At 43.2% G+C, this 19,585-nt stretch carries 21 protein-coding genes; 6 read left to right on the top strand and 15 right to left on the bottom strand.

Annotated features, from left to right (window positions below; genetic code table 11):
- Positions 1-49: 49 nt before the first annotated feature.
- From B5444_RS00185 to B5444_RS00160, 6 genes are read left to right on the top strand one after another with little or no spacing between them, the layout of a single operon-like run.
- Complete coding sequence (locus B5444_RS00185; RefSeq protein ID WP_079653253.1) at positions 50-307, top strand: hypothetical protein; 258 nt, start codon at positions 50-52, stop codon at positions 305-307.
- Positions 304-4,101 carry a pilus assembly protein gene (locus tag B5444_RS00180; protein WP_079653252.1) on the top strand — a complete coding sequence of 1,266 codons (3,798 nt, stop codon included), beginning with the start codon at positions 304-306 and terminating at the stop codon, positions 4,099-4,101. The genes B5444_RS00185 and B5444_RS00180 overlap by 4 nt, the downstream gene beginning before the upstream one ends.
- Positions 4,086-4,580, top strand: coding sequence for a prepilin-type N-terminal cleavage/methylation domain-containing protein (locus B5444_RS00175; RefSeq protein WP_079653251.1), 495 nt, complete (start codon positions 4,086-4,088; stop codon positions 4,578-4,580). The genes B5444_RS00180 and B5444_RS00175 overlap by 16 nt, the downstream gene beginning before the upstream one ends.
- Complete coding sequence (locus tag B5444_RS00170) at positions 4,577-5,161, top strand: type IV pilus modification PilV family protein (protein WP_079653250.1); 585 nt, start codon at positions 4,577-4,579, stop codon at positions 5,159-5,161. Before B5444_RS00175 ends, B5444_RS00170 begins: the two co-directional genes overlap by 4 nt.
- Positions 5,158-6,018 carry a PilW family protein gene (locus B5444_RS00165; protein WP_079653249.1) on the top strand — a complete coding sequence of 287 codons (861 nt, stop codon included), beginning with the start codon at positions 5,158-5,160 and terminating at the stop codon, positions 6,016-6,018. Before B5444_RS00170 ends, B5444_RS00165 begins: the two co-directional genes overlap by 4 nt.
- Positions 5,973-6,473 (top strand): hypothetical protein, encoded by a 501-nt coding sequence (locus tag B5444_RS00160; protein ID WP_079653248.1) that lies wholly within the window; start codon positions 5,973-5,975, stop codon positions 6,471-6,473. Before B5444_RS00165 ends, B5444_RS00160 begins: the two co-directional genes overlap by 46 nt.
- Positions 6,474-6,475: 2 nt before the next feature.
- Here the strand turns inward: B5444_RS00160 and B5444_RS00155 are convergent, their stop codons facing one another.
- The 15 genes from B5444_RS00155 to B5444_RS00085 are packed head-to-tail and all read right to left on the bottom strand — an operon-like array spanning position 6,476 to position 19,544.
- Entirely contained in the window at positions 6,476-8,254 is a 1,779-nt protein-coding gene (locus tag B5444_RS00155) for a pilus assembly protein (protein ID WP_231967114.1), read from the bottom strand.
- On the bottom strand, positions 8,251-8,472 hold the full coding sequence (locus B5444_RS00150; protein ID WP_079653247.1) for a hypothetical protein: 222 nt from the start codon (positions 8,470-8,472) through the stop codon (positions 8,251-8,253). Before B5444_RS00150 ends, B5444_RS00155 begins: the two co-directional genes overlap by 4 nt.
- The gene (locus B5444_RS00145; RefSeq protein WP_079653246.1) at positions 8,469-9,212 is read right to left on the bottom strand and encodes a hypothetical protein; all 744 of its coding nucleotides are present in this window, start codon (positions 9,210-9,212) and stop codon (positions 8,469-8,471) included. Before B5444_RS00145 ends, B5444_RS00150 begins: the two co-directional genes overlap by 4 nt.
- Positions 9,212-9,835 (bottom strand): hypothetical protein, encoded by a 624-nt coding sequence (locus B5444_RS00140; RefSeq protein ID WP_079653245.1) that lies wholly within the window; start codon positions 9,833-9,835, stop codon positions 9,212-9,214. The genes B5444_RS00145 and B5444_RS00140 overlap by 1 nt, the downstream gene beginning before the upstream one ends.
- Entirely contained in the window at positions 9,832-10,728 is an 897-nt protein-coding gene (gene pilM / locus B5444_RS00135; RefSeq protein ID WP_079653244.1) for a type IV pilus biogenesis protein PilM, read from the bottom strand. The genes B5444_RS00140 and pilM overlap by 4 nt, the downstream gene beginning before the upstream one ends.
- Positions 10,709-13,282, bottom strand: coding sequence for a pyruvate, water dikinase (ppsA, locus tag B5444_RS00130; protein WP_079653243.1), 2,574 nt, complete (start codon positions 13,280-13,282; stop codon positions 10,709-10,711). Before ppsA ends, pilM begins: the two co-directional genes overlap by 20 nt.
- Before the next feature lie 2 nt (positions 13,283-13,284).
- Positions 13,285-15,252, bottom strand: coding sequence for a glycine--tRNA ligase subunit beta (glyS, locus tag B5444_RS00125; RefSeq protein WP_079653242.1), 1,968 nt, complete (start codon positions 15,250-15,252; stop codon positions 13,285-13,287).
- 1 nt (position 15,253) lies between these two features.
- On the bottom strand, positions 15,254-15,787 hold the full coding sequence (locus B5444_RS00120; protein ID WP_079653241.1) for a tetratricopeptide repeat protein: 534 nt from the start codon (positions 15,785-15,787) through the stop codon (positions 15,254-15,256).
- Between the two features lie 19 nt (positions 15,788-15,806).
- The gene (locus B5444_RS00115) at positions 15,807-16,025 is read right to left on the bottom strand and encodes a DUF2905 domain-containing protein (RefSeq protein ID WP_079653240.1); all 219 of its coding nucleotides are present in this window, start codon (positions 16,023-16,025) and stop codon (positions 15,807-15,809) included.
- Entirely contained in the window at positions 16,022-17,065 is a 1,044-nt protein-coding gene (gene flhB / locus B5444_RS00110; protein WP_079653239.1) for a flagellar biosynthesis protein FlhB, read from the bottom strand. The genes B5444_RS00115 and flhB overlap by 4 nt, the downstream gene beginning before the upstream one ends.
- A 3-nt stretch (positions 17,066-17,068) precedes the next feature.
- A complete protein-coding gene (gene fliR / locus B5444_RS00105) occupies positions 17,069-17,827 on the bottom strand; it encodes a flagellar biosynthetic protein FliR (protein ID WP_079653238.1) in 759 nt (252 codons plus the stop codon).
- Positions 17,824-18,093 carry a flagellar biosynthesis protein FliQ gene (gene fliQ / locus B5444_RS00100; RefSeq protein ID WP_079653237.1) on the bottom strand — a complete coding sequence of 90 codons (270 nt, stop codon included), beginning with the start codon at positions 18,091-18,093 and terminating at the stop codon, positions 17,824-17,826. The genes fliR and fliQ overlap by 4 nt, the downstream gene beginning before the upstream one ends.
- Entirely contained in the window at positions 18,090-18,818 is a 729-nt protein-coding gene (gene fliP / locus B5444_RS00095) for a flagellar type III secretion system pore protein FliP (RefSeq protein ID WP_079653236.1), read from the bottom strand. Before fliP ends, fliQ begins: the two co-directional genes overlap by 4 nt.
- Positions 18,796-19,071, bottom strand: a complete 276-nt coding sequence (locus B5444_RS00090) for a hypothetical protein (protein ID WP_079653235.1) — start codon at positions 19,069-19,071, stop codon at positions 18,796-18,798. The genes fliP and B5444_RS00090 overlap by 23 nt, the downstream gene beginning before the upstream one ends.
- Positions 19,068-19,544, bottom strand: a complete 477-nt coding sequence (locus B5444_RS00085) for a flagellar basal body-associated FliL family protein (RefSeq protein WP_079653234.1) — start codon at positions 19,542-19,544, stop codon at positions 19,068-19,070. The genes B5444_RS00090 and B5444_RS00085 overlap by 4 nt, the downstream gene beginning before the upstream one ends.
- Positions 19,545-19,585 lie beyond the last annotated feature (41 nt).

Below are 19,585 nucleotides of genomic sequence, written 5' to 3'. Positions count from 1 at the left end.
ATCAACAAACAGGAAGAAAGATAATAACTTTTCAAGGAGGAGTTGGACAATGATAGGCCTGGTGCTCCTGTCCATGATAAGCATAACGCTGGCCGTAGATGAGCTGATGATAGGTGTTAAAGTGCTCGGTAAGGATCAACTCAAAAAAGCTTACTACGTGGAGGGCATAAACGGAGCATGTAGAGGTAAAAGGTTCTACCTCACTACAGATAAAAACTTAAGAGTAGGTGATGACTTACTTGTACTCATAGACAGCTCTACCTGTGAGGATGGCAAGACTTACCACATAAAGGGAGGCCTACCATGAAAAGGCTCCTCCTTTTTGCCCTTATACTCTTTCTTACCTTCCTCAAGCCAGGAGATCTAAAGGCACAAAATATGCAAGATTACTGTTATGTTCCACCATCCGTGGGTAACACTGCCCAACCTAACGTGATGCTTCTCATAGACGTAAGCGGCTCCATGTCCTGGTGTGCTTATAATCCAGGTACGTATGGTCATCCAGGTTTTTATACAGGCTGTTGTTGGGATCCCAAGGGGTGTGGAAATACATACACGGGTAAAGAGGAAGGGTACTTTGACCCAAACAAGGTCTATAGATGGACAGATTTCTGTAACACGGGAAGCTATAGAGGCGGGTGTTGGGTAGAGACTACCGGAACCCCAAGTCCGTGTCCTGGAGGTTTAAATTTTACTTTTATTGGACCTTATTATTATCTTTATGTGGATAAAAATAAGATATATTCAGGATCTTGTCTTAACTTCCTCATCATGACTAGGATAGATCTGGTAAGGTGGGCTTTGACGGGTGGAACTCTGGCAAGCTGTCCTACGGGAGTTAATGTAAACAATCCTCCGATAAACAGATGCGATCCAGAATCGTATGGTACACCTGGAGATCAAACAAGTTGTGACTCTTACGGATGCGTTTTAAAACCTTATTTGGCAGTAGATCCCTATAATCCTTATCTTTCTTATTTTTCTAGTATTTTTGGAAACTTTACTGTAAAAGTTCCATGGAGTAGGATATACGACGCCCTACTCTTTAAACTAAAGAACCTTTCTCTCAAACCACGTATGGGAGTTATGTTTTTTAGTGATTATGGTATAAGATCCAACGCAAGCGTCTACATAGGTGATTTTGTTACAAGTATAAACGACTATGATGTTCAACACCCTTACAAAAACACCATAACTCACGTAAACGTTGAAGATCCACAGGGGGGGACACCAACAGCACCTGCCTTGTGGGATACTTACAACTACTTTGCTCAGCAAAAGCCTGTGTATGGTGGCCTTAGTCCACAATCCGGACAAGATGATGTCTATAAAAACCCTATGTACCAATGTTTTGATACGAATAATGATGGGATGTGTCAAGGAAACGAGTTTCAACTGGTGCCTTGCGCTAAAAACTTTGTTATCCTGCTTACAGACGGGCAGTGGAACGTAGGAGGAAATCCAGCAGATGTTACATGTTCCATAGATACAGGATTTGAACAGTACTCAGCAGACCCAGTAGTGCCCGCCTATTGGTTGCACAAGAAGGGTTTTACCAACAAAATAACAGGCATATACTCGTACGTAGAGGCTATATACGGTATAGGTCTCTTCTTGGGTGGAACGGGTGCTCAATCTTTAAAGAATGTAGCCATGTATGGATCCTTTGACAGATCAAAGCAATGGCCAGACAGTCTTTCTGGTTATCCAAATGGTGAGTGTTATGTGGACGACTGTTCTTATTATACTGGAGATTTTGGTAAGGGTAGCGGATGTACATCCTTACCGCCTTCTTCACCAGACTGGGATGCCAACGGAGATGGTGTACCTGACACCTTCTTTGCAGCTTCCAACGCTGCTCAGATAAAAGACGCCATATACAACGCCATACTGGACATTCTGCGTAGAGCATCCTCTGGTTCTACGGTAGCAACCCTTACGGGTAGAGCAAACACCTCCCAACTTGTAATTCAGCCATACTTTTTACCCCGGTACTCTCAGGGTACTCAAACCTACTCCTGGCTTGGCTTTCTAAGGGCTTTCTGGGTGGACGTGTGGGCTAACCTGAGGGAAGACACCATAGTCAACAAAGTTCTAAACCTATTGTCTCCTCTTGTGGACAAGGTGTTCCAACTTGTCTTTAACAGCAACACACAACAAACTACGGCATACCTTGTCAGCGATGTAAACTCCTGTACCCTTGACAGTACGAAGGCCTTCAAGGATCTAGTACCTGTCATGGACGCAGGATGCTACCTTGCCAACACTGATCCATCTTCGAGGAATATCTACTACAACAAGAACGGGACGTTGACAGCCTTTACCACGTCCGAGGCTTCCTACCTGCAGACAGTGTGGGCAACAGATTCTACCACTGCCCAGAACATAATAAACTACGTACGCGGTCAGGACATATCCGGTTACAGATCAAGAACGTTGAATGTTGGAGACTTCTGTTCATACACAGGTATAACCGGTATCAAGACATGGAAGCTTGGAGACATAATAAACTCCAGTCCTGCAGTTGCAGGATCTGATGCCCTTAACAACTATCACTTTAAGTACAACGATGTGTCTTACGCGCAGTATGTGTACTCTAGTACGTACAAAAACAGGCCAACCATAGTAGCGGTGGGTGCAAACGACGGTATGCTGCATATATTCAGGGTTGGTTCTGTAGTATCTACAGGTGATCCTAACAATCCAGTAGCTCTGGTAAACTCACCAACCGACAACAACAACAACCTCGTAGGCCAAGAAGTATTTGCCTTCATACCACAAAATGCCCTCCCCTATCTAAAGTGGTACGGAGATTCTAATTACTGCCACATACCTACCGTCGACTACAGGGTTTTGATTTTTGACGCTTACATAGGTGGCCAATGGAGGACGCTTCTCTTGGGGGCCATGGGCTTTGGTGGTAAAGCCATAACTACGAACACAACCTACAGTTCTTCCATATTTGTCCTTGACCTCACAGACTGGCTAAACAACAACCTTTCTGGAACTCCTAAACTTCTCTGGGAGAGGTCTCTTCCTGACAGAACTCTCACTCTTTCCTTCCCTGCAGTTGCCAAAGTAGGAAACAACTGGTACGTCCTTGCAGGAACGGGTCCAAGTGGACTGAGTTCTAATGGTGAAACTTACTCAAGCAATACATCCATCTACGTGTTTAACCTTGCAGATGGCAGCTTGTATAAGCAAATTTCTATAAAAGTACCCGGAGTCAGCGGCCTAGCTGTTGGAGATATAGCGGTCGTTGACATAAACAACGACTACTCGGATGAGTATGCCTACTTTGGTGTATACGGTGTTAAGTCTTCTGGTGGTGTTTACGGAGCCCTTTACAGGTTAGACCTTTCAAGTTGGAACTTGTCGCAGGCTTTTGACTTTGGAAACTCACCTGCACCAGTGTTTGCTGCACCTACCTTCACAAAGGATGAGTATGGAAACCTCTGGGTGTTCTTCGGGACCGGTAAGTACCTCACCAGCGCGGACAAGGTCATTACCTACAACAATTACCTCATAGGTTTCAAAGATCCTCTGACATCCACTGTAAGGTTAACGGATCTTACGGATGTAACCTCATACAGCAGCCTTACCGTAAGTGTTATATCCAGCACTCAGATGTGTGTATGCGATACTTCAGGTTGTAGCAACAGGACTGTAGTAACGGATGCTTACGGAACCGTGCCACCGACACCCTCTGTAGGATGGTACATAAACCTAGGCAATTCGGAGGCTATTATTTCTCAATCCGCTGTGTTTGGTGGTACACTTAACTCTCTCTCATTGGTCCTGCCTCAAGATGTATGTAGTTTCTCTGGTAGTTCGAACTTATACTCCGTATTCTACAAGACAGGCACTCCATACCCAAGGCCTACTGTCCTTTCTCCTAATGCAGTGGTAAACAATCAAGTACAGAGAGAGATAAGCTTAGGAACAGGAACACCACCTCTCGGAAATCCCTTCCAGATAACCTCAAGCGGTGGCGAACAGTTTCAAAGTTACGCTCAAATATCAACAGGAGTTATACTAAGGCTCCAACAACAGACGGCAGAAGGATACGGTGGGAGGTTCTTACTGTGGATAGAAAAGTAAGGGGTATGTCCATGCTGGAGCTTCTCGTGGTGATAACCATAATAGCAGTTCTAGGCAGCATAGCTCTTATAGAGTTTAGGAACTTTATCTTAGACAGAAGACTAAAATCCGATACAGAAAGGCTCATAAGCATGTTAGAAACTGCAAAGAGGTACTCTCTGAGTGGGAGAAACGGTACCGTTTGGGGAGTAAACGTACTAAACGATAGAATACAACTCTTCCAGGACAACAATGGAAACTGTACAGTGGATCAAGGTGAGGTAGTTCAAGAAGTACGCTTGGAATCAGGTGTGCAGGTTCAAAACCCAGGTATTGTAATCTTCGACAAGAAAGGCATACCAAGGAATGCCATATGCGGCCTTGGACCCATAGGTTTTAACCTTGCTGCACCTGCGATAAACAGTCAGAGGATAGTCTGTGTGAGCAGCGTAGGCAGGATAAGGTACGTGCTACCACCTGGACAGTGTGGGGGAGAATGATGTATAAGAAAGGTTTTACACTCATAGAGCTGCTAGTAGCCTTCCTTATACTCACCTTTATCATGATAGGTTTCTTACGAGGAGTGCTCACGTACATACAGTTTTCCTTACATACCAGGCTAAAGGATCAGGCGAGCATCCTTTTGGGTCAGTGGACAGGATACTTAAACAGTCTTCCTTACCAAACCATACAAGCCATAACACAGAACTTTAACTATCCAAACGGTTGGAACAATGTAAACTGTGGTGTTAACACTAGTTTTGAAACTGCAGATGCGGATGCTGATGGAATACCTGACTTCTATGATCCATACAACGGGAATAACAATAACTTTTTCAACAATCAGCAGAACTTTGCTCCATGGCTTTTTGCAAGTCCGAGAAACAATCCCTTTCTGAACAGCCCACCGCTACAAGTGCAAGTGGGCAGTAGACTAGTCCGCGTTGGTATAACTGTCGCTATTTGTAGGAATCAACAGAACGCAGATGTAGGTAGAGTTTTCGGTGTAGTGGCTTGGTACTTTAGCCCTATTGATAACAGGTACAGATCTGTAAACGGTATAGTTGTGAGGGCACCATGAAAAGGGGAATGACACTGGTGGAGCTTTTAGTAATCATGGTCATGATGGTAATACTAGGAGCCGGAGTTATCACGGCAGTAAGAGATCTAGTAAGAAGGTCTCAACCACAAATAACCTTGGCAAAGCAACAGCAGGACGTGGAAGCCGTAGTTACCATGCTGACCATAGATTACTCTTCGGCAGGGTTTGGAGTACCGGTAAATCAGCTTCTGAATGCAGTCCAAAACATTGCATCACTGGATACTTCTAGAACTCCTTCGTGTTTCCTTACAGCAACTGCAAACCTTGGTGTTAACTCTGGATGCTGGGGAGTAGTAACCGTAGATAACAACGGAAACCCTGTTTTCAATGTAAACTCCATAAACTCCCTTGTGCAGAATTGTCCTCAAAACAGAAATCAGTACACGGGATCGTGCTTTGACCTGCTTAGGAATCCAGTAAACAACTGTCTCAACTGTACAAACTGTGTTGTGTTCTTTGGTCAGGTAGGGCAAGTGTGTTACAGTCTTGGCAATTCTGGAGATACAAGATGTGCTCCAGGAACTAGAGCTTTGAGGCGAGTTTGGACGAATCAAAATCAACCGGTTGTAGATTGCGTGAGATCTTTCGGGGTCAGGTACATGGTAAGAGGTCCCAATGGTGTGCAGTATGTAGATCAGCTTCCTCAAAACTTAAGCGACCTTTTGGGTGTAAGGTTATGCATGATCCTGCAGGTTGGCGAGCGTCAAAGCGTGCAACAGCCTGTACCGGCATATTCGCCGGCTTGTCAAGGAGTTAACATTTTACCAGTAAACAACGCGGAGGAGTACAGATGGCAAGTCATAGAGAGGGATATACCGCTCAGAAACCTTCAGTAAAGGGAGCCACCTTGTTATCGGTTGTCATTACAGCTGTCATAATAACCGTTGTTTTGGCCGGCCTTTACTTTATGCTTACTCGTCTCCTGGGTACCTCTGAAAGTGCAAGGGTTTACTCTTCCACCCGTGAGGCTGCTGTCGCCGGAGTTTATAGAGCTATTACGTCGGGTGCAATAGAAAGCATAACCTATAACCTTCCTTGTCCAGATGGTAACAATCCTGTAAATAGATGCTGTAATCTTACATTTCCCTTTAGGGTACAAGGTTCTAACGCTGTGTTTCAGAACAATGTACAAGTATGTTTTGTTGGCTATGCCCAAGTTTCAGGGTACCAGGTCACTGGCGTAGCTTACAGCAGGCCAATAGGTAGCAAAGGCTATGTATTTAGGATAATATCAAGTGCCAGGGGGCCACAGAATTCAACGGCCCAGATAGAAACTTTATACACACCATAAGGCTACTGCGTTATTATGGTCGGTGTTATGAATATGAGTAGTTCCGTATTTTGAAGGTTTAAGTTCTCCTGCCCAAACAGGTACTTGAGTATGGGAACCCTTACAAGGCCAGGAACGCCTTCATTTGTTTTACTATCCTGCTGCTGTATTATGCCGCCTATGATTATGGTATCCCCATCCTTGACTATAGCTCTTGCAGAAGCCTCTCTCTTATTTATGGCTGGTGGGACCCCCGGTATGGTAGTTTGCTGAGGTGTGTCCTGTTTGATCTTTATGTCAAGCAGTATCCTATCGTCTGGAGCTATGATAGGGGTTACCTCTAGAGCCAGGACTACTTCTTTAAAGCTATAGCTTACGGTTGTAGAACCTCCTGTAGCCAGTGCAGTCTGATAAGGTATCTCTTGGCCCTGCTTTATGATAGCCGTTTGTCCGTTTATGGTAACCACGCTAGGCCTTGCAAGGTTCTTAACCTGACCTAGTTTTTCATAGGCAGAGAGTCTTAGAAGAAGAGGGTTTATCTGTCCCTTGGCGTACCTAAATACAAGTAGACTACCGGGTACTGTGGATAAACCTGGTGTTGGCAAAAGAGAAGGTGGAGCTCCTATCTCTGGAAAGTTGGGTGGATACACAGGTGTGTTGGCAGATACTCCCCCGCTCCATGAGCTCGGTACTTGCACGTTAGACATGTTCAGAGATAGTCCCAAGCCTAGCTGCCTTACGACTTCTTCCCTAACTTCTACTATCCTTGCTTCTATCCTAACCTGCGGCGGAGTCTCACTCACATAATCTTTATAGAGGCTCTTTATCTTCTCAAATACTTCTGGATAGTCCGTTAGCATTATAGCGTTGAACTCTTTGATGACAGGTATCTGTCTGACAACCTGTGTTGTCGTTTGTGTGACTTGTTGTCCTTGGGGTGTGGTGGTTTGTTGAGTTTCAGTCTTTAGAGCACCTCCAGAAAGTATGGTACCGCTTTCGGAGAGTATGGGTTGTATGAGCTTTATAAACTCATCGGGCGTTATGTACTTAAGGTAAAGTATTTTGGTAACGGGCTTTCTTTCTTCCGGTGTTCTAGCTGAAAGCTTGCTCAGTACCCTCTCGTACTCCCTTAACTTTGAAGGTTTGTCTGTTATTATAAGAGCGTTGAAAACCGTTGACTCTGTAACGACTGCGTCCTTTGAAAGTATGGGCTGTATAAGCTTTTTGGCATCCTCTAGCTTTGCATAATCTATGTAGAACACTTTGGTGGTTGGTACCTCTTCCTCTGTAACTCTTTCCCGTGTCTGAAGCTTTGTATAGAATTCCTTTAAAGCGTTCTCAAGCTCTTTTATCTTCTTCTCGTAGTCTTTTACGTAGAGGTTGTCTAGGATTTTGTCGTAGGTTATGTAGGCGGAAGGCGTGGTCCTGCTTTTTACAAAGTCAATCAAGTCCTTCCTGTCTTTTTCAGACATACCCTTGAGGTTGATGGTAAGACTTGCAGACTTTCCTATAAGGTAAAGATTTTTGTCCTTTTGCGCGGCTATAAGTCCATACTGGTCGAGCAAGGCGTTTATGGCATCCTCTAACCTTACTGGGCTTTGGATGTTCACATCTACGTTCTTAGATAGTATGTCTGATGCATCAGGGTCAAAGATGTAATTCTTTCCTGCAAGCTTCATAAGGGCGGATATTACCGTAGAAAGCTTGACATTGCTAAAACTCATCTCAAGAATAGTCTTGGAGTAAGAAAAACTACTACCGAATAGGAAAAGTATCAGAATCAATCTAATAAAAACCTTCATTTCTTTGCACCTCCTTCCATATCCTTTCTTAAAAATTCCTTGGGATTCTTTTCTACTCTTATCAGCTTTATGTTATCTTGGTCTTCCACTACTATGTAGTTTTCTACTTTACCTTTATCCTGCACTACTATGTAGCCTACTGTATTCTCCTTTCCTATAAAGGCAGACTGTGCGTATGCTAGGCTAGCTATAACCATAAGTGTAGAAAACCACTTCATTTTTTCTCACCCCCTTCTTCTTTTTTTAGGACTAAAGTCAATTTTATTTCAGCGTTTACCTTATTGGATGAAGATGATAGACTCAAGGACTTTGGGTATGAGACGATTCCAAACTTCTGTAAGTCTATGAGAAAGCCTTTTATACCGCTGTAGTTACCGAGGACAGATAGAGTTAGATCTGACTTTTTGAAGGAAACTCCTGGTTTTTGCTGCTGCTGTTGTGATTTTGCCTGCTGTGATTTTGCTTGTTGTTGTGATGGCGGCTGTTGTTGTTGCTGCTGCTGGGAGGGTTGCTGAGGTTGTGGTTTTTCCTCCTTCACTATGTTATTCTCCAGTATGTATCTAACATCCTGTGGGTTTTCTATGCTTACCTTTTGTATCACAAGCCCGTTTTTCTTAGCTAAGGAACCAATTATCCTAAAGACTTCTGAAAGGTTTTTTTCAGTGGGTAAAAACCCTACTGTTCTTGAAAGTTCTTCATAAGCTTGGTCTCTCTGCCTTATTAGTTCCTCCTCTTTTCTTCTTAGTTTGTTTAAAGTCTCAGGACTAGACAGACGTTTTAGATTCTCTACGTCACTTTTTAGCCTTTCCAAATCGCTTCTATTTCTCTCCACTTGGTCTTTCAACGGAGATACTAACATAAAGTACATATAAACAGATACAAGTAATGGAAGCACTAACAACACTACTATCTTCTGCCATTGAGGAAGATTTTCCCATTGCCTTCTTAAAGATTCCATTACCTTACCTCCCTCTCCAACTTTAAATTAACAGAGTACACATCGTAACCAGTTTTAGATGGAGACCTTTCTATAGAGCTAACCACAGCAGGTGACATGCGCTTGACGTAGCTGTCTACAACGAAGTAATCCAAGGATTTTAACTGCATCTCTAAAGAGATCTTGCCAGAGTCCAGATCAAGCTCCTGTTTGTAGGAACTTACCCATGCCGTGTTTGGAAGAGTCTCTACGGAGGAGTAAAGGAGTGCATTGAAAGGTTTGTAGTATTCCTTAAGTCCGACTAGCACAGTCTTTCCAAAGTTTATTTCCTCTATCTCTTTGGTAAGTTTGCTTATACTTTCTTCTAAAATTTTCTTCTCTTCTTGCTGTTTTTTGTATGCTTCTAACAGCTTGGATTTCTGAAGGTTCAGGCTTGAAATATCCGAAAGCAGTTTTGAGTTCTCATCTTTTAGCTTTATGTAATAAGCTAACATGAAGAAAGGAATCAGCCACAGCACTACGGCAAGGTAGTAAAAGCTTTTATCTATCTTGAAAAGATCTTTAACTTCTCCAATTTTGATAGCAAATCTTTGTGTTTTAACCTCTTTTCTTCTTTGATCTCCAAGGAGGTTTATCTTTATCATCCTTCCATCCCCCTTATGAATAACATATATGGTATAAGAAAGTTAGGCTTAATACCTTCCAGATCCAAAAGCCCCAGTACAGGAAGATTTTCCATGAATCTTTCTAGTAGCTCGGAATTCATAAGCACTGGACCTGCCAGATAGACACTAGACAGGTCGTTTATCACTATTAGGTTTCTTACCTCCGAAAGGAACCTTTCTAAATGGTCTTCATCCTCGAATTCCTGATATTCTGCAAATCCCCAGTTTATCTCTGAGTAGGACAGATTGCTTTGCGATAAACTTACGAGTACCGAGTAGTGATAATCTATGTAAAGTATAGAAATAGGTAAGGGGAGGTTTAGATATAGACCATAGTTGACGAGGGCTAGGAGTTCAAAATCTAGTATCTTGGGATCTAATGAAGCGTCTTTTAGCATTGCGATACAATCGTCTACGGCTGACTTTCTAGCCAGCACCAGCAGAACCATAACTTGTTTTGTTTCCTTGAACTTATCAAGAAGGAAGTAATCATAAACCATTTCTTCTTTTGAAGCAGAAAGCTCCCTTTTTATGCTCCAATCTATAGCACTCTTCAGATCAGACATACTCATAGTAGCTGGGTATTTAAGTACCTTCAGAAGAACATCCTTGTAGTCAAGACTGGCTATCACACTTTTTCCTTTCAACCCTAGTTTTTCTACTACATCCTTAAGGAGATGTTTTTTTTCGTATTCACTCTTGTTCCACCAGTCTATTTCTACAGGTTCAAAGGTAGGTTTTTTGTTTTTGTCTAACGAAAGAAGCCTTGCAACTGTATGGTTTATCTGCAGTGCAAGGTCTACTTTAGCCTTCTTCTTTAGGATAGGGAGCGAAAGTTTTGGTATGCTGATTTTAGGCATTTGCACTTTCACTTCTGACCTCCTCCATCTCCTTTTCTACCCCTAACACCACCAGCAATGTCTTTAGTACAGAGTCAGGGTTTAGAGATATGCTGTCTATACCTTCTTTTACAAGGAAGGCGGCAAAGTCTGGAAAGTCGGAGGGTCCTTGACCGCATATGCCTACCTTCTTACCCTTCTCCTTCGCCACCTTTATCAGAGACGATATTAGTCTCTTCACTGCTTCGTTACGTTCATCGTACAGGTGTGCCACCAGACCAGAGTCCCTATCCAGTCCAAGAGTAAGTTGTGTAAGGTCGTTAGAACCTATGGAAAAGCCATCAAAGATTTCTGCAAACTCATCCGCAAGCACCACGTTGCTTGGGAGCTCGGCCATGACGTACACTTCAAGACCGTTGTCACCCCTCCTTAGACCAAACTCCTCCATTACCTCAAGCACCCTTCTCCCCTCCTCCGGTGTTCTACAAAACGGTACCATAACTTTTGTGTTTGTGAGTCCCATTTTATTCCTGACCCTGAGTATGGCTTGGCACTCGAGTCCAAAGGCTGGTTTGTAGACTTCCGAGTAGTACCTAGAGGCACCCCTCCAACCTAGCATAGGGTTTTCTTCCTCTGGTTCAAAGAGTTCACCACCTATAAGGCCTTTATACTCGTTGGACTTAAAGTCCGAGAACCTTACTATCACGGGATTAGGATAAAAGGCTGCTGATATTTTGGCTATACCGTACGAGAGTTTCTTTACAAAGTACTGGCTCTTATCATCGTAGCCTATGGTAAGGTTTTCTGTATCCTCTACTATCCTCCTTAGGTTTATCATTTTCTTGTCTTTACCCTTGGCCAGAACTTTCTTCAACCTCTCGGGAGCGTAAGTGTAAACGGCGGACATAGGGCAGTTTCCCCTCTCGTCCAGAATACCCCTAAGGCTTAGCTCCTTGTAAAGTTCCTTAATTTCTTCAAAGTATATCAGCGTGAGGGGGTGGATCTTTATGTAGTTGGCGATGATGAACTCTTCTCTCGCAAGTCCTACTCCGTCGTTTGGAAGGGACGAATACCTAAAAGCAGACTCAGGGTTTCCTACGTTCATCATTATCTTAGTCTTTGGCTTCTTAAGATCCTTCAGGTCTATTTCTTCCACTTCAAAGGGTATATAACCTTCGTAGACATAGCCTATTTCTCCTTCTGCGCAGGAGACAGTGACTTCCATGCCAGTTTTGAGTATCTCTGTGGCCTTATGTGTACCTACGATTGCTGGGATACCTAGCTCTCTAGCCACTATAGCGGCGTGTGCTGTTCTACCACCTCTGTTGGTGACTATGGCGGAGGCCTTTTTCATTATAGGCTCCCAATCGGGGTCTGTTATGTCTGTAACCAGGATTTCTCCTTCTTGGAACTGCCCAGCATCCTTTATATCGTAGATCACCCTAACCCTGCCCGTTGCTATCTTATCTCCCACTGCTATACCATACACCAACCTTTTGTTTTCTCTTTCCTCAAGAGGTTGCTTGAACTTGTAAACTTTGAGCTTACTCTCTTCTCTCCTTGAATGGACTGTCTCTGGCCTTGCCTGTACAATGAAGAGCTCGTTGAGGATACCATCCTTAGCCCACTCTATGTCCATTGGTGTCCATCTTCCGTTCTTCTTTGAATAGTGTTCCTCTATAAGGATAGCCCATCTGGCAAGCTTTAGTATTTCATCATCACTTAGCGCGAACTGTTTTTGTTCTGCTAAGGGGACGTTGACTACTTTTGTCCTCTCCCCACCTGTACCGTACACCATCTTCCTGTCTTTCCTTCCTAGTTTCTTCTCTATTATGGCCGAGTAACCTGCTTGAAGCGTAGGTTTAAAAACAACGAATTCATCAGGCGTTACCACACCTTGTACTACAAGCTCTCCCAGTCCGTAAGCCGCGTTTATGACCACCACATCCCTAAAGCCAGATTCCGTGTCCAGGGTAAACATGACGCCGGAGGCTCCCATGTCAGACCTAACCATCTTCTGTATGCCCATAGCTATGCCTACTTTAAAGTGGTCGAACCCAAAAGATTCCCTGTAGGATATGGCCCTGTCTGTGAAAAGGGAGGCAAAACCATTCTTTATGGCTGTGAGGACGTTTTCTGCTCCTACTACGTTTAGGTATGTTTCCTGCTGACCAGCAAAGGAAGCATGTGGGAGATCCTCCGCTGTTGCTGAAGAACGCACAGCTACATCCACTGCAAATGAGCCATACATCTCAGAAAGCTTGTGATAGTACTCTTTAATCATTTCTTCTATTTCGGGAGGAAATTCACCACCTTTTATGAGCTCCCTTACCCGATAACCCCTTTTGGCTAAATCTTCTACATCCTTTACGTTTAAACCTTCCAATTCTTTTCTTATAGCATCTTCAAGGTTGTTGTATCTTAGAAACTCGTAGTAAGCTTCTGACGTCACTACAAAGCCGTATGGTATGTTTATCCCAAGAGGCTTTAGATTCCTTATCATCTCGCCTAAGGAGGCATTCTTACCTCCTACAAGGGCTACATCTTCAATACCTACTTCATCTAACCATACTAAAAACCTTTTCATTCCTATACCTCCTCCTTGTATACTAACTGAGAAAAGTCGGCAAACCTGTTAAAAAGCTTCTTAGCTCTAAAGAGAAGCGCAAGCCTGTTTTCTCTTATATCTTGGTTGGGATCCATGACAAGGACCCTGTCAAAGAACCTGTCTATAGGCTCCTTTAGCCTGCTGAGCTGTAGTATTTCGTGACAGTCTTCTTCCAGAGACTTTACAGTTTCCCACAGCTCTTTTTCTTCTTGCTGTGTTAAGAGTTCTTCCCTCACCGTATCCCCCATCCAGTCCTTTGGGAGTATGCGCACTACTCTTCTATAAGCTGATACTATATCTTTGAATATAGATTCTTCTTTAAGCCGTGCTATCTCTTGGGCATTCTTTATACAACTAAGTGGTTTTAGTAGATTACACACTTCTAAGACAGCTCTAGCTACATCATAACCGTACTTTTCAAGGTAATTCTCAAACCTAGATCTTACAAAGTCTTCGGGTAGAGAAAACTCAGAAAGATCTATGTCAAGCTCAAACTCCTCCACCAAGAGGAAGATCCCGTTTATCGCTCTTCTTATTCCGTATGGGTCCGAACTTCCGCTTGGCTTTTCTCCAACCTTTAGGAGGCTTACCACATGGTCTATCTTATCTGCTAAGGATAACACCAAACCAACTTTAGATCTAGGAAGCTCCTCAGCTTTAGGCAGATACTGTTCGTAGAGGGCAATGGCTACTTCTGGATCCTCTCCTTGCTTTTGAGCGTATACCATGCCCATGTAACCTTGAAGTTCATCGAGCTCCCTGACCATATTGGTAAGAAGGTCAGCTTTGGATAGGTAGGCAGCCCTAAGGCACTTCTGTGTGGTTTCCTGATCCAACTTTAGCTGTTCGCAGAGCTTCTTGGATATTTCCATAAGCCTGTGAGTTTTTTCTAGCATAGTACCTGCCTTAGGATGGAATATCACACCCGAGAGCTTGGGCACGAGATCACTCAGAGGGACTTTAAGGTCCTCCTTGTAGAAGAAAAGGGCATCCTCAAGTCTTGCCTTTACCACCTTCTGGTAACCTTTTACTACTAGACTTTCATCTTTGGGTATATTCCCGCTTACCGCTAAGAAGCGGTTTAGAAGTTTTCCATCTTTTTTCAGACAGAAAAATCTTTGATGGTGTGCAAGGACAGTTACTATCACTTTGTCAGGAAGCTCGAGATACTTTTCATCAAACTCTCCACTCAGGACCACCGGGTACTCTACCAGGTTGGTCACCTCTTCTAATAGACCTTCTGGCTTTTCCAAGTCTGCCCCAAGGGAATAGGCTTCGTACATAAGCTCGGATAGAATAATCTCTAAGCGCTCTTTGTATGAAGGGATGACATAGTTTTCTTTTAGGCTCTGTTCATACTCCCTTGCCTCCTTTAACTCTATCCAGCCTGGGGACAAGAATCTATGACCTTTTGTCTTCCTGTCGGACTTTACCTTTCCAAACTTAATATCTACGATCTCCTCTCCGTAGAGGGCGCATATCCATCTTATAGGTCTTGAAAACCTGAGGTTTGTGGAATCCCATCTCATGGATTTTGGCAGTGGAGCAGAGAGCAACACGCTTTCAAACTCTTCCTGTAGTCTCTCCATAGGCGTCTTACCCTCTACAACCTTTTTTATACCCACGTATAGGTTATCGCCTTTTCTTACCTCTATCAGGTTCTCAATGTTAGCTTGGTTTCTTTCTAAAAAGGCAAGCAGAGCCTTTGTGGGTTTGCCTTCCTCATCGTAAGCTACCTTCTTCGGTGGCCCTACGATCAGCTGTTCTTCCATAGATCTTTCATTAGGAAGGTTTTCTACATAAAGCGCTAGCCTTCTTGGAGTACCATAGACCTTTATGTTTTCACAACCAAGGATTCTTATAAAGCTTTCTTTTAAGTATTCAAGCAGCGGGTTTATTACGCCTGCAGGAAGTTCTTCAGTTCCTATCTCTACAAGAAGGTCCTTCATGCTACCTTCCCGTTAGGAGTAAAGCCTGGGCAAGGTTTGAAAGGTATCCATCCTTTGCTAGATTCTTTACCTCAAGGTAAAGCTTAGGGTCGTTAAGTATCTGAGCCTTTAACAGAAGGGCCGAAGGGTAGTTAAAGTCATCCTTTTGTACGCCTTCAAGGACCTTTAAAGCCTGATCCTTTTTGCCTGACACATATAGTTCAAAAGCAAGCCTTTCCGTGTATAACTTCTTTATTTGAGGATCCTTTACATCCTTCTCTACCTGTTCCAAAACTTTTATCTTGTCTCCGCCTAACTCCTTGTAGGTTACGTAATAAGAAAGGGCTAAGGGTTCAAAGGGTGTGCCTTCAAGTTGCTTTATTAGCTCTTTGGCCTTTTGGTAGTCCTGCTTTTGAAGTGCGTTGTACAGAGCGTACTCTTTATAGGATGCTTCTGCTTGCAGTTGTTTTCTTCTGTCGTTCCAGACTATAAGTAGGAGAAGACCAATGGCGAGGATTACAACGAGACCGATTAGTGTCCAAAGTCTAGCTTTCATGATCCTAAAAAATTATAACTTAGGGTCTTCTAAACAGAAGGTTGAGTAGGAGTGTAAGCAATAGACTCAGTAGTATGGAGGTGGCTATAGGTATGTAAACGGTAAGGCCGTCCTTTTTTATGACTATATCCCCTGGAAGTTTACCTATGAAGGGAATTTTCTCTGAGAGGGTCAAAAGTAGGCCGACCAGTATTAGGAGAGACCCAAACAGTATGAGAAGTTTCCCCATCTCACTCATGCGACCCACCTTTTCCTTTTGTACATTATAAAGGCTATTATCTCCGCCACAGCTCTATAAAACTTTGGAGGGATTTCTTCCCCTACTTCTACCGCAGGGTACATGGCTCTAGCTAATTCCTCCTTTCTTACTACAGGGACCTGACTTTCAGAGGCGATCTGTACTATTTTTTCAGCTACAGAACCTTTACCCTTTGCTACTACTACTGGAGCTCTATCTTTGCCTTGGATGTACCTCAATGCTATAGCTATATGCGTGGGGTTTGTTATCACAACACTCGCCTTAGGAACTTCCTTAAACATCCTACCTCTAGCAAGTTGGCGCATTCTCTTCCTTATGGCGGACTTTATAAGGGGGTCTCCTTCGTGTTGTTTTATCTCCTCCTTTATCTCTTGCTTGCTCATCCTTATCCTTCTCTCATAGTCCCACCTTCTGTAACCGTAATCTAGAAGCGCTAAAAAGACTGCCAGAACACCAAGCACCACCACAACCTTAAATACAAGAAGAATAAAAGCTCTAAGTGAAGTACCTAGATCTTGGACAGAACCTAAGAGAAGGGTATAAATCTCTCCTTTTACTATCATATAAACCACAAGCAAGAAAAGAGTTGCTTTTAGAGTGTTTTTTACCATTTCAAACAGTAGGTTTAGCGAAAATATCCTTTTTATACCTTGAAGTGGGTTAAGCCTTTCCCACTTAAAGCTTAAGGGCTTGAGGGTAAAAATAAAACCGAACTGCGCTACATGTGAAAGAATTACTACTACCAGTGGTATAACAAAAAAGGGTAGTAAGAGTTTAAACACATGTTGAAAACTATAAACTAAAGCCTCTAACACGTTAACATGTGTACTTAAAAGTAGGAGTTTAAACATATCCCCTATGGTGCCTAAGTAAGCAGCTCCTAAAAAGAAGGTAACTATAGAACCTATAAGCAGTAGTACGGATGGTGCTATCTCTGGACTTTTTGCTACGTTTCCCTCTTCTCTTAGTTTTTTACGCCGGTAGGGTGTTGCTCTTTCTGTTCTGTTTTCCTCCGCCACCGATTACCCCCCCAGAAACCTCGTGAAGTTAATTATATACTCCTTCATGTGTGAGGTAATGACCATAACTATCACAGGTAAAGCTATAAGAAGTACCAAGAAGCCTAAAAAGAGTTGGAAAGGCAGACCAACGATGAAGACGTTCATCTGGGGTATAAGCCTGTTGATCACGGCCAGCGTAATATTAAAGATGAGCATGCTGAGGACCAAAGGAATAGCTACCTTTAGAGCAAGGGAAAAACTGGCGTAAAAGAGCTTAAGGATAGCATGTCCGTCTAAAGAGTAAAGTTTAAAACTACCTGGTGGTACAGATTGGAGGCTCTTTAGGAGTGCAAGGTAGACTATGTGAAGACCTCCTATGTTTATGAAGATGATTGTAGCCATGAGACTAAAGTAAAGCCCAAGGATGGTGGTTTGTGGCTGTTGTGGTAGGAAGAGGGTAGCTAAACCCAGACCCATGTTTACACTCATAAGCTCGCCAGCCATGAACACGGCATCCAAGACAAACCTCAGCAGGAGACCAGCCACAAAACCAAGCAAGAACTCATTAAAGCAGTAGATAAAGAACTCAACAGTAGTGTCAAACTTTATGGGTTCCACTCGTTGATAGAAAAAAAGGGACAGCCCTATAGCGCTACCAAGAAAGGCTTTTACTGTGTTAGGGAGGAAACCTGTACCAAACACTGGGACAAATATTAAGAAGGCGAACACTCTTAGGTAAACCAAAAAGAGAGTTAAGAGAGTATTTAGGTCCAAGATCATCTTAAGAGTGCTGGTATGTTAACTATGAGCTCTTTGGCAAAGTCCATAAGCTTAGAAAGCATCCATCCGCCCAGGATAAGAAGAGTCACGTAAACGGCTATTATCTTCGGTATGTACGTAAGGGTCATTTCTTGTATCTGTGTAGCAGACTGGAGTATGCTTATCACGAGCCCAACAAGGAAGGTTACCACCAAAACAGGACCGGCCAAGAGTAAAGCTATCTCCAAGGTCTTGTAACCAAAGGACATAACCATATCGGGCGTCATTGATAACTCCTCACCAAGGACAGCACTACAAGTTCCCAACCGTTTATAAGCACAAAGAGCATCAGTTTAAAGGGTAGCGAGATTATCTGGGGCGGTATCATTATCACACCCATGGATATAAGTATAGATGCCACAACTAGGTCTATTATCAGAAAGGGCAAGAAGAGCAGGAAGACTATCTGGAAGGCTACAGAAATCTCGCTTATCATGAAAGCAGGAACCACCACCCAAAAGGGTACATCCTGAGCGCTCCTTATCTTCTCCTTTTCTTCTTTAGGGATGTTAGATACATCCAAGAAGACTTTGAGGCTTTCCTTTTTGGTGTGTTTGAGCATGAACTCTTTAAGGATGTTGGAAGTCCTTTCCAGGAAAACCTCGTCTGTTATCTGCTTTTTTACGTACGGCTGAAGGGCTTCTTGGTTTATCCTCTCAAAGGTTGGCTTCATCACAAAGAAGGTAAGGAATAAAGCCAGCGAAACTATCACCTGGTTTGGGGGTACCGTTGGAACACCTAGGGCCTGCCTTAAGAGTGAAAGCACTATGACTATTCTTATGAAAGAGGTAGTCATTATGAGTATAGAAGGAGCCAAGGAGAGTACAGTCAGCAATATCAGCAGCTTTATGGAAGTGTCCAATTGGCCTGTACCCACCTTTAGGTCTATGTTCGGAAGGATGTTCTGAGCCAACGCTAAGTTTGTAAAACTAAGTAGAAGAATCAACATCATCTTTGTAGACCAAGAAGGTGTACCTCTCGGTTACTATCATCACATGTAGCTTTCCCTTTATCTCCAACACAAGAAGGTTAATACCCTTAGAAAGTGGTAGAAGCTTCTTTATCCTGAAATCTTCATTGTCTACGTATCGTATTCTGAACTTCTCCAATAGCTTTGGCAGGAATGCAGAGATGAGGAGTATAAGGACGATGACTATACCCAAAGCTAGTAAGACTCTTACAAGCTCTATAAAAAAGTTGCTCATATTCCTTGTACCACGAACTCGGTAAAGTAGACATTCCTGACGCCACCTTCCACTAAGATAGTGTTTATGCGCCTTATGAGTTCGAGTCTTAGGCTCTCTCTACCCTCAGGGCTTTTCACAAAGGTTGATGTTTTGCTACTAAGGACATCTATCACCGCGTCCTTGATTATAGGGAGTCTCTTTTCAACTTCAAGCCTCGTCTTTTCGTCAGACAATTCGAGGGTTATGGACACCTTTGCGTAAACATCGGCGTTTTTATCTGCCAGGTTTACCACGAAAGAACCTAGGTCAAACATCACTCCCACCTGATTGGGAAGTGTCTGTTCGCTCTTTTCCTTCTTCTGATACGTAGAGAACCACAGGTAAGCACCGCCACCAGCAATTATGGCAAGGGTTAGGGGTACAAGCAAGAAAATAAGCCTCTTCTTACTTCCCCCTTTTTGCTCTTCTTTCTTCTCAACTTCCTCTGCCATGTCCGTTAAGAATTATACAATAGGCGTTTATAATCAATATG

It is taken from the genome of Thermocrinis minervae (assembly GCF_900142435.1).
GTDB classification, from domain to species: domain Bacteria; phylum Aquificota; class Aquificia; order Aquificales; family Aquificaceae; genus Thermocrinis_A; species Thermocrinis_A minervae.
This window is presented reverse-complemented; position numbering and strand designations above follow the sequence as displayed.

What these genes read in the sequence shown, in the direction of transcription:
- B5444_RS00185 (WP_079653253.1), top strand. Translation starts at nt 50, where the DNA reads ATGATAGGCCTGGTGCTCCTGTCCATGATAAGCATAACGCTGGCCGTA.
- B5444_RS00180 (WP_079653252.1), top strand. Translation starts at nt 304, where the DNA reads ATGAAAAGGCTCCTCCTTTTTGCCCTTATACTCTTTCTTACCTTCCTC.
- B5444_RS00170 (WP_079653250.1), top strand. Translation starts at nt 4,577, where the DNA reads ATGATGTATAAGAAAGGTTTTACACTCATAGAGCTGCTAGTAGCCTTC.
- B5444_RS00165 (WP_079653249.1), top strand. Translation starts at nt 5,158, where the DNA reads ATGAAAAGGGGAATGACACTGGTGGAGCTTTTAGTAATCATGGTCATG.
- B5444_RS00160 (WP_079653248.1), top strand. Translation starts at nt 5,973, where the DNA reads ATGGCAAGTCATAGAGAGGGATATACCGCTCAGAAACCTTCAGTAAAG.
- B5444_RS00155 (WP_231967114.1), bottom strand. Translation starts at nt 8,254, where the DNA reads ATGAAGGTTTTTATTAGATTGATTCTGATACTTTTCCTATTCGGTAGT.
- B5444_RS00150 (WP_079653247.1), bottom strand. Translation starts at nt 8,472, where the DNA reads ATGAAGTGGTTTTCTACACTTATGGTTATAGCTAGCCTAGCATACGCA.
- B5444_RS00145 (WP_079653246.1), bottom strand. Translation starts at nt 9,212, where the DNA reads ATGGAATCTTTAAGAAGGCAATGGGAAAATCTTCCTCAATGGCAGAAG.
- B5444_RS00140 (WP_079653245.1), bottom strand. Translation starts at nt 9,835, where the DNA reads ATGATAAAGATAAACCTCCTTGGAGATCAAAGAAGAAAAGAGGTTAAA.
- ppsA (WP_079653243.1), bottom strand. Translation starts at nt 13,282, where the DNA reads ATGAAAAGGTTTTTAGTATGGTTAGATGAAGTAGGTATTGAAGATGTA.
- glyS (WP_079653242.1), bottom strand. Translation starts at nt 15,252, where the DNA reads ATGAAGGACCTTCTTGTAGAGATAGGAACTGAAGAACTTCCTGCAGGC.
- B5444_RS00120 (WP_079653241.1), bottom strand. Translation starts at nt 15,787, where the DNA reads ATGAAAGCTAGACTTTGGACACTAATCGGTCTCGTTGTAATCCTCGCC.
- B5444_RS00115 (WP_079653240.1), bottom strand. Translation starts at nt 16,025, where the DNA reads ATGAGTGAGATGGGGAAACTTCTCATACTGTTTGGGTCTCTCCTAATA.
- fliR (WP_079653238.1), bottom strand. Translation starts at nt 17,827, where the DNA reads ATGATCTTGGACCTAAATACTCTCTTAACTCTCTTTTTGGTTTACCTA.
- fliQ (WP_079653237.1), bottom strand. Translation starts at nt 18,093, where the DNA reads ATGACGCCCGATATGGTTATGTCCTTTGGTTACAAGACCTTGGAGATA.
- fliP (WP_079653236.1), bottom strand. Translation starts at nt 18,818, where the DNA reads ATGATGTTGATTCTTCTACTTAGTTTTACAAACTTAGCGTTGGCTCAG.
- B5444_RS00090 (WP_079653235.1), bottom strand. Translation starts at nt 19,071, where the DNA reads ATGAGCAACTTTTTTATAGAGCTTGTAAGAGTCTTACTAGCTTTGGGT.
- B5444_RS00085 (WP_079653234.1), bottom strand. Translation starts at nt 19,544, where the DNA reads ATGGCAGAGGAAGTTGAGAAGAAAGAAGAGCAAAAAGGGGGAAGTAAG.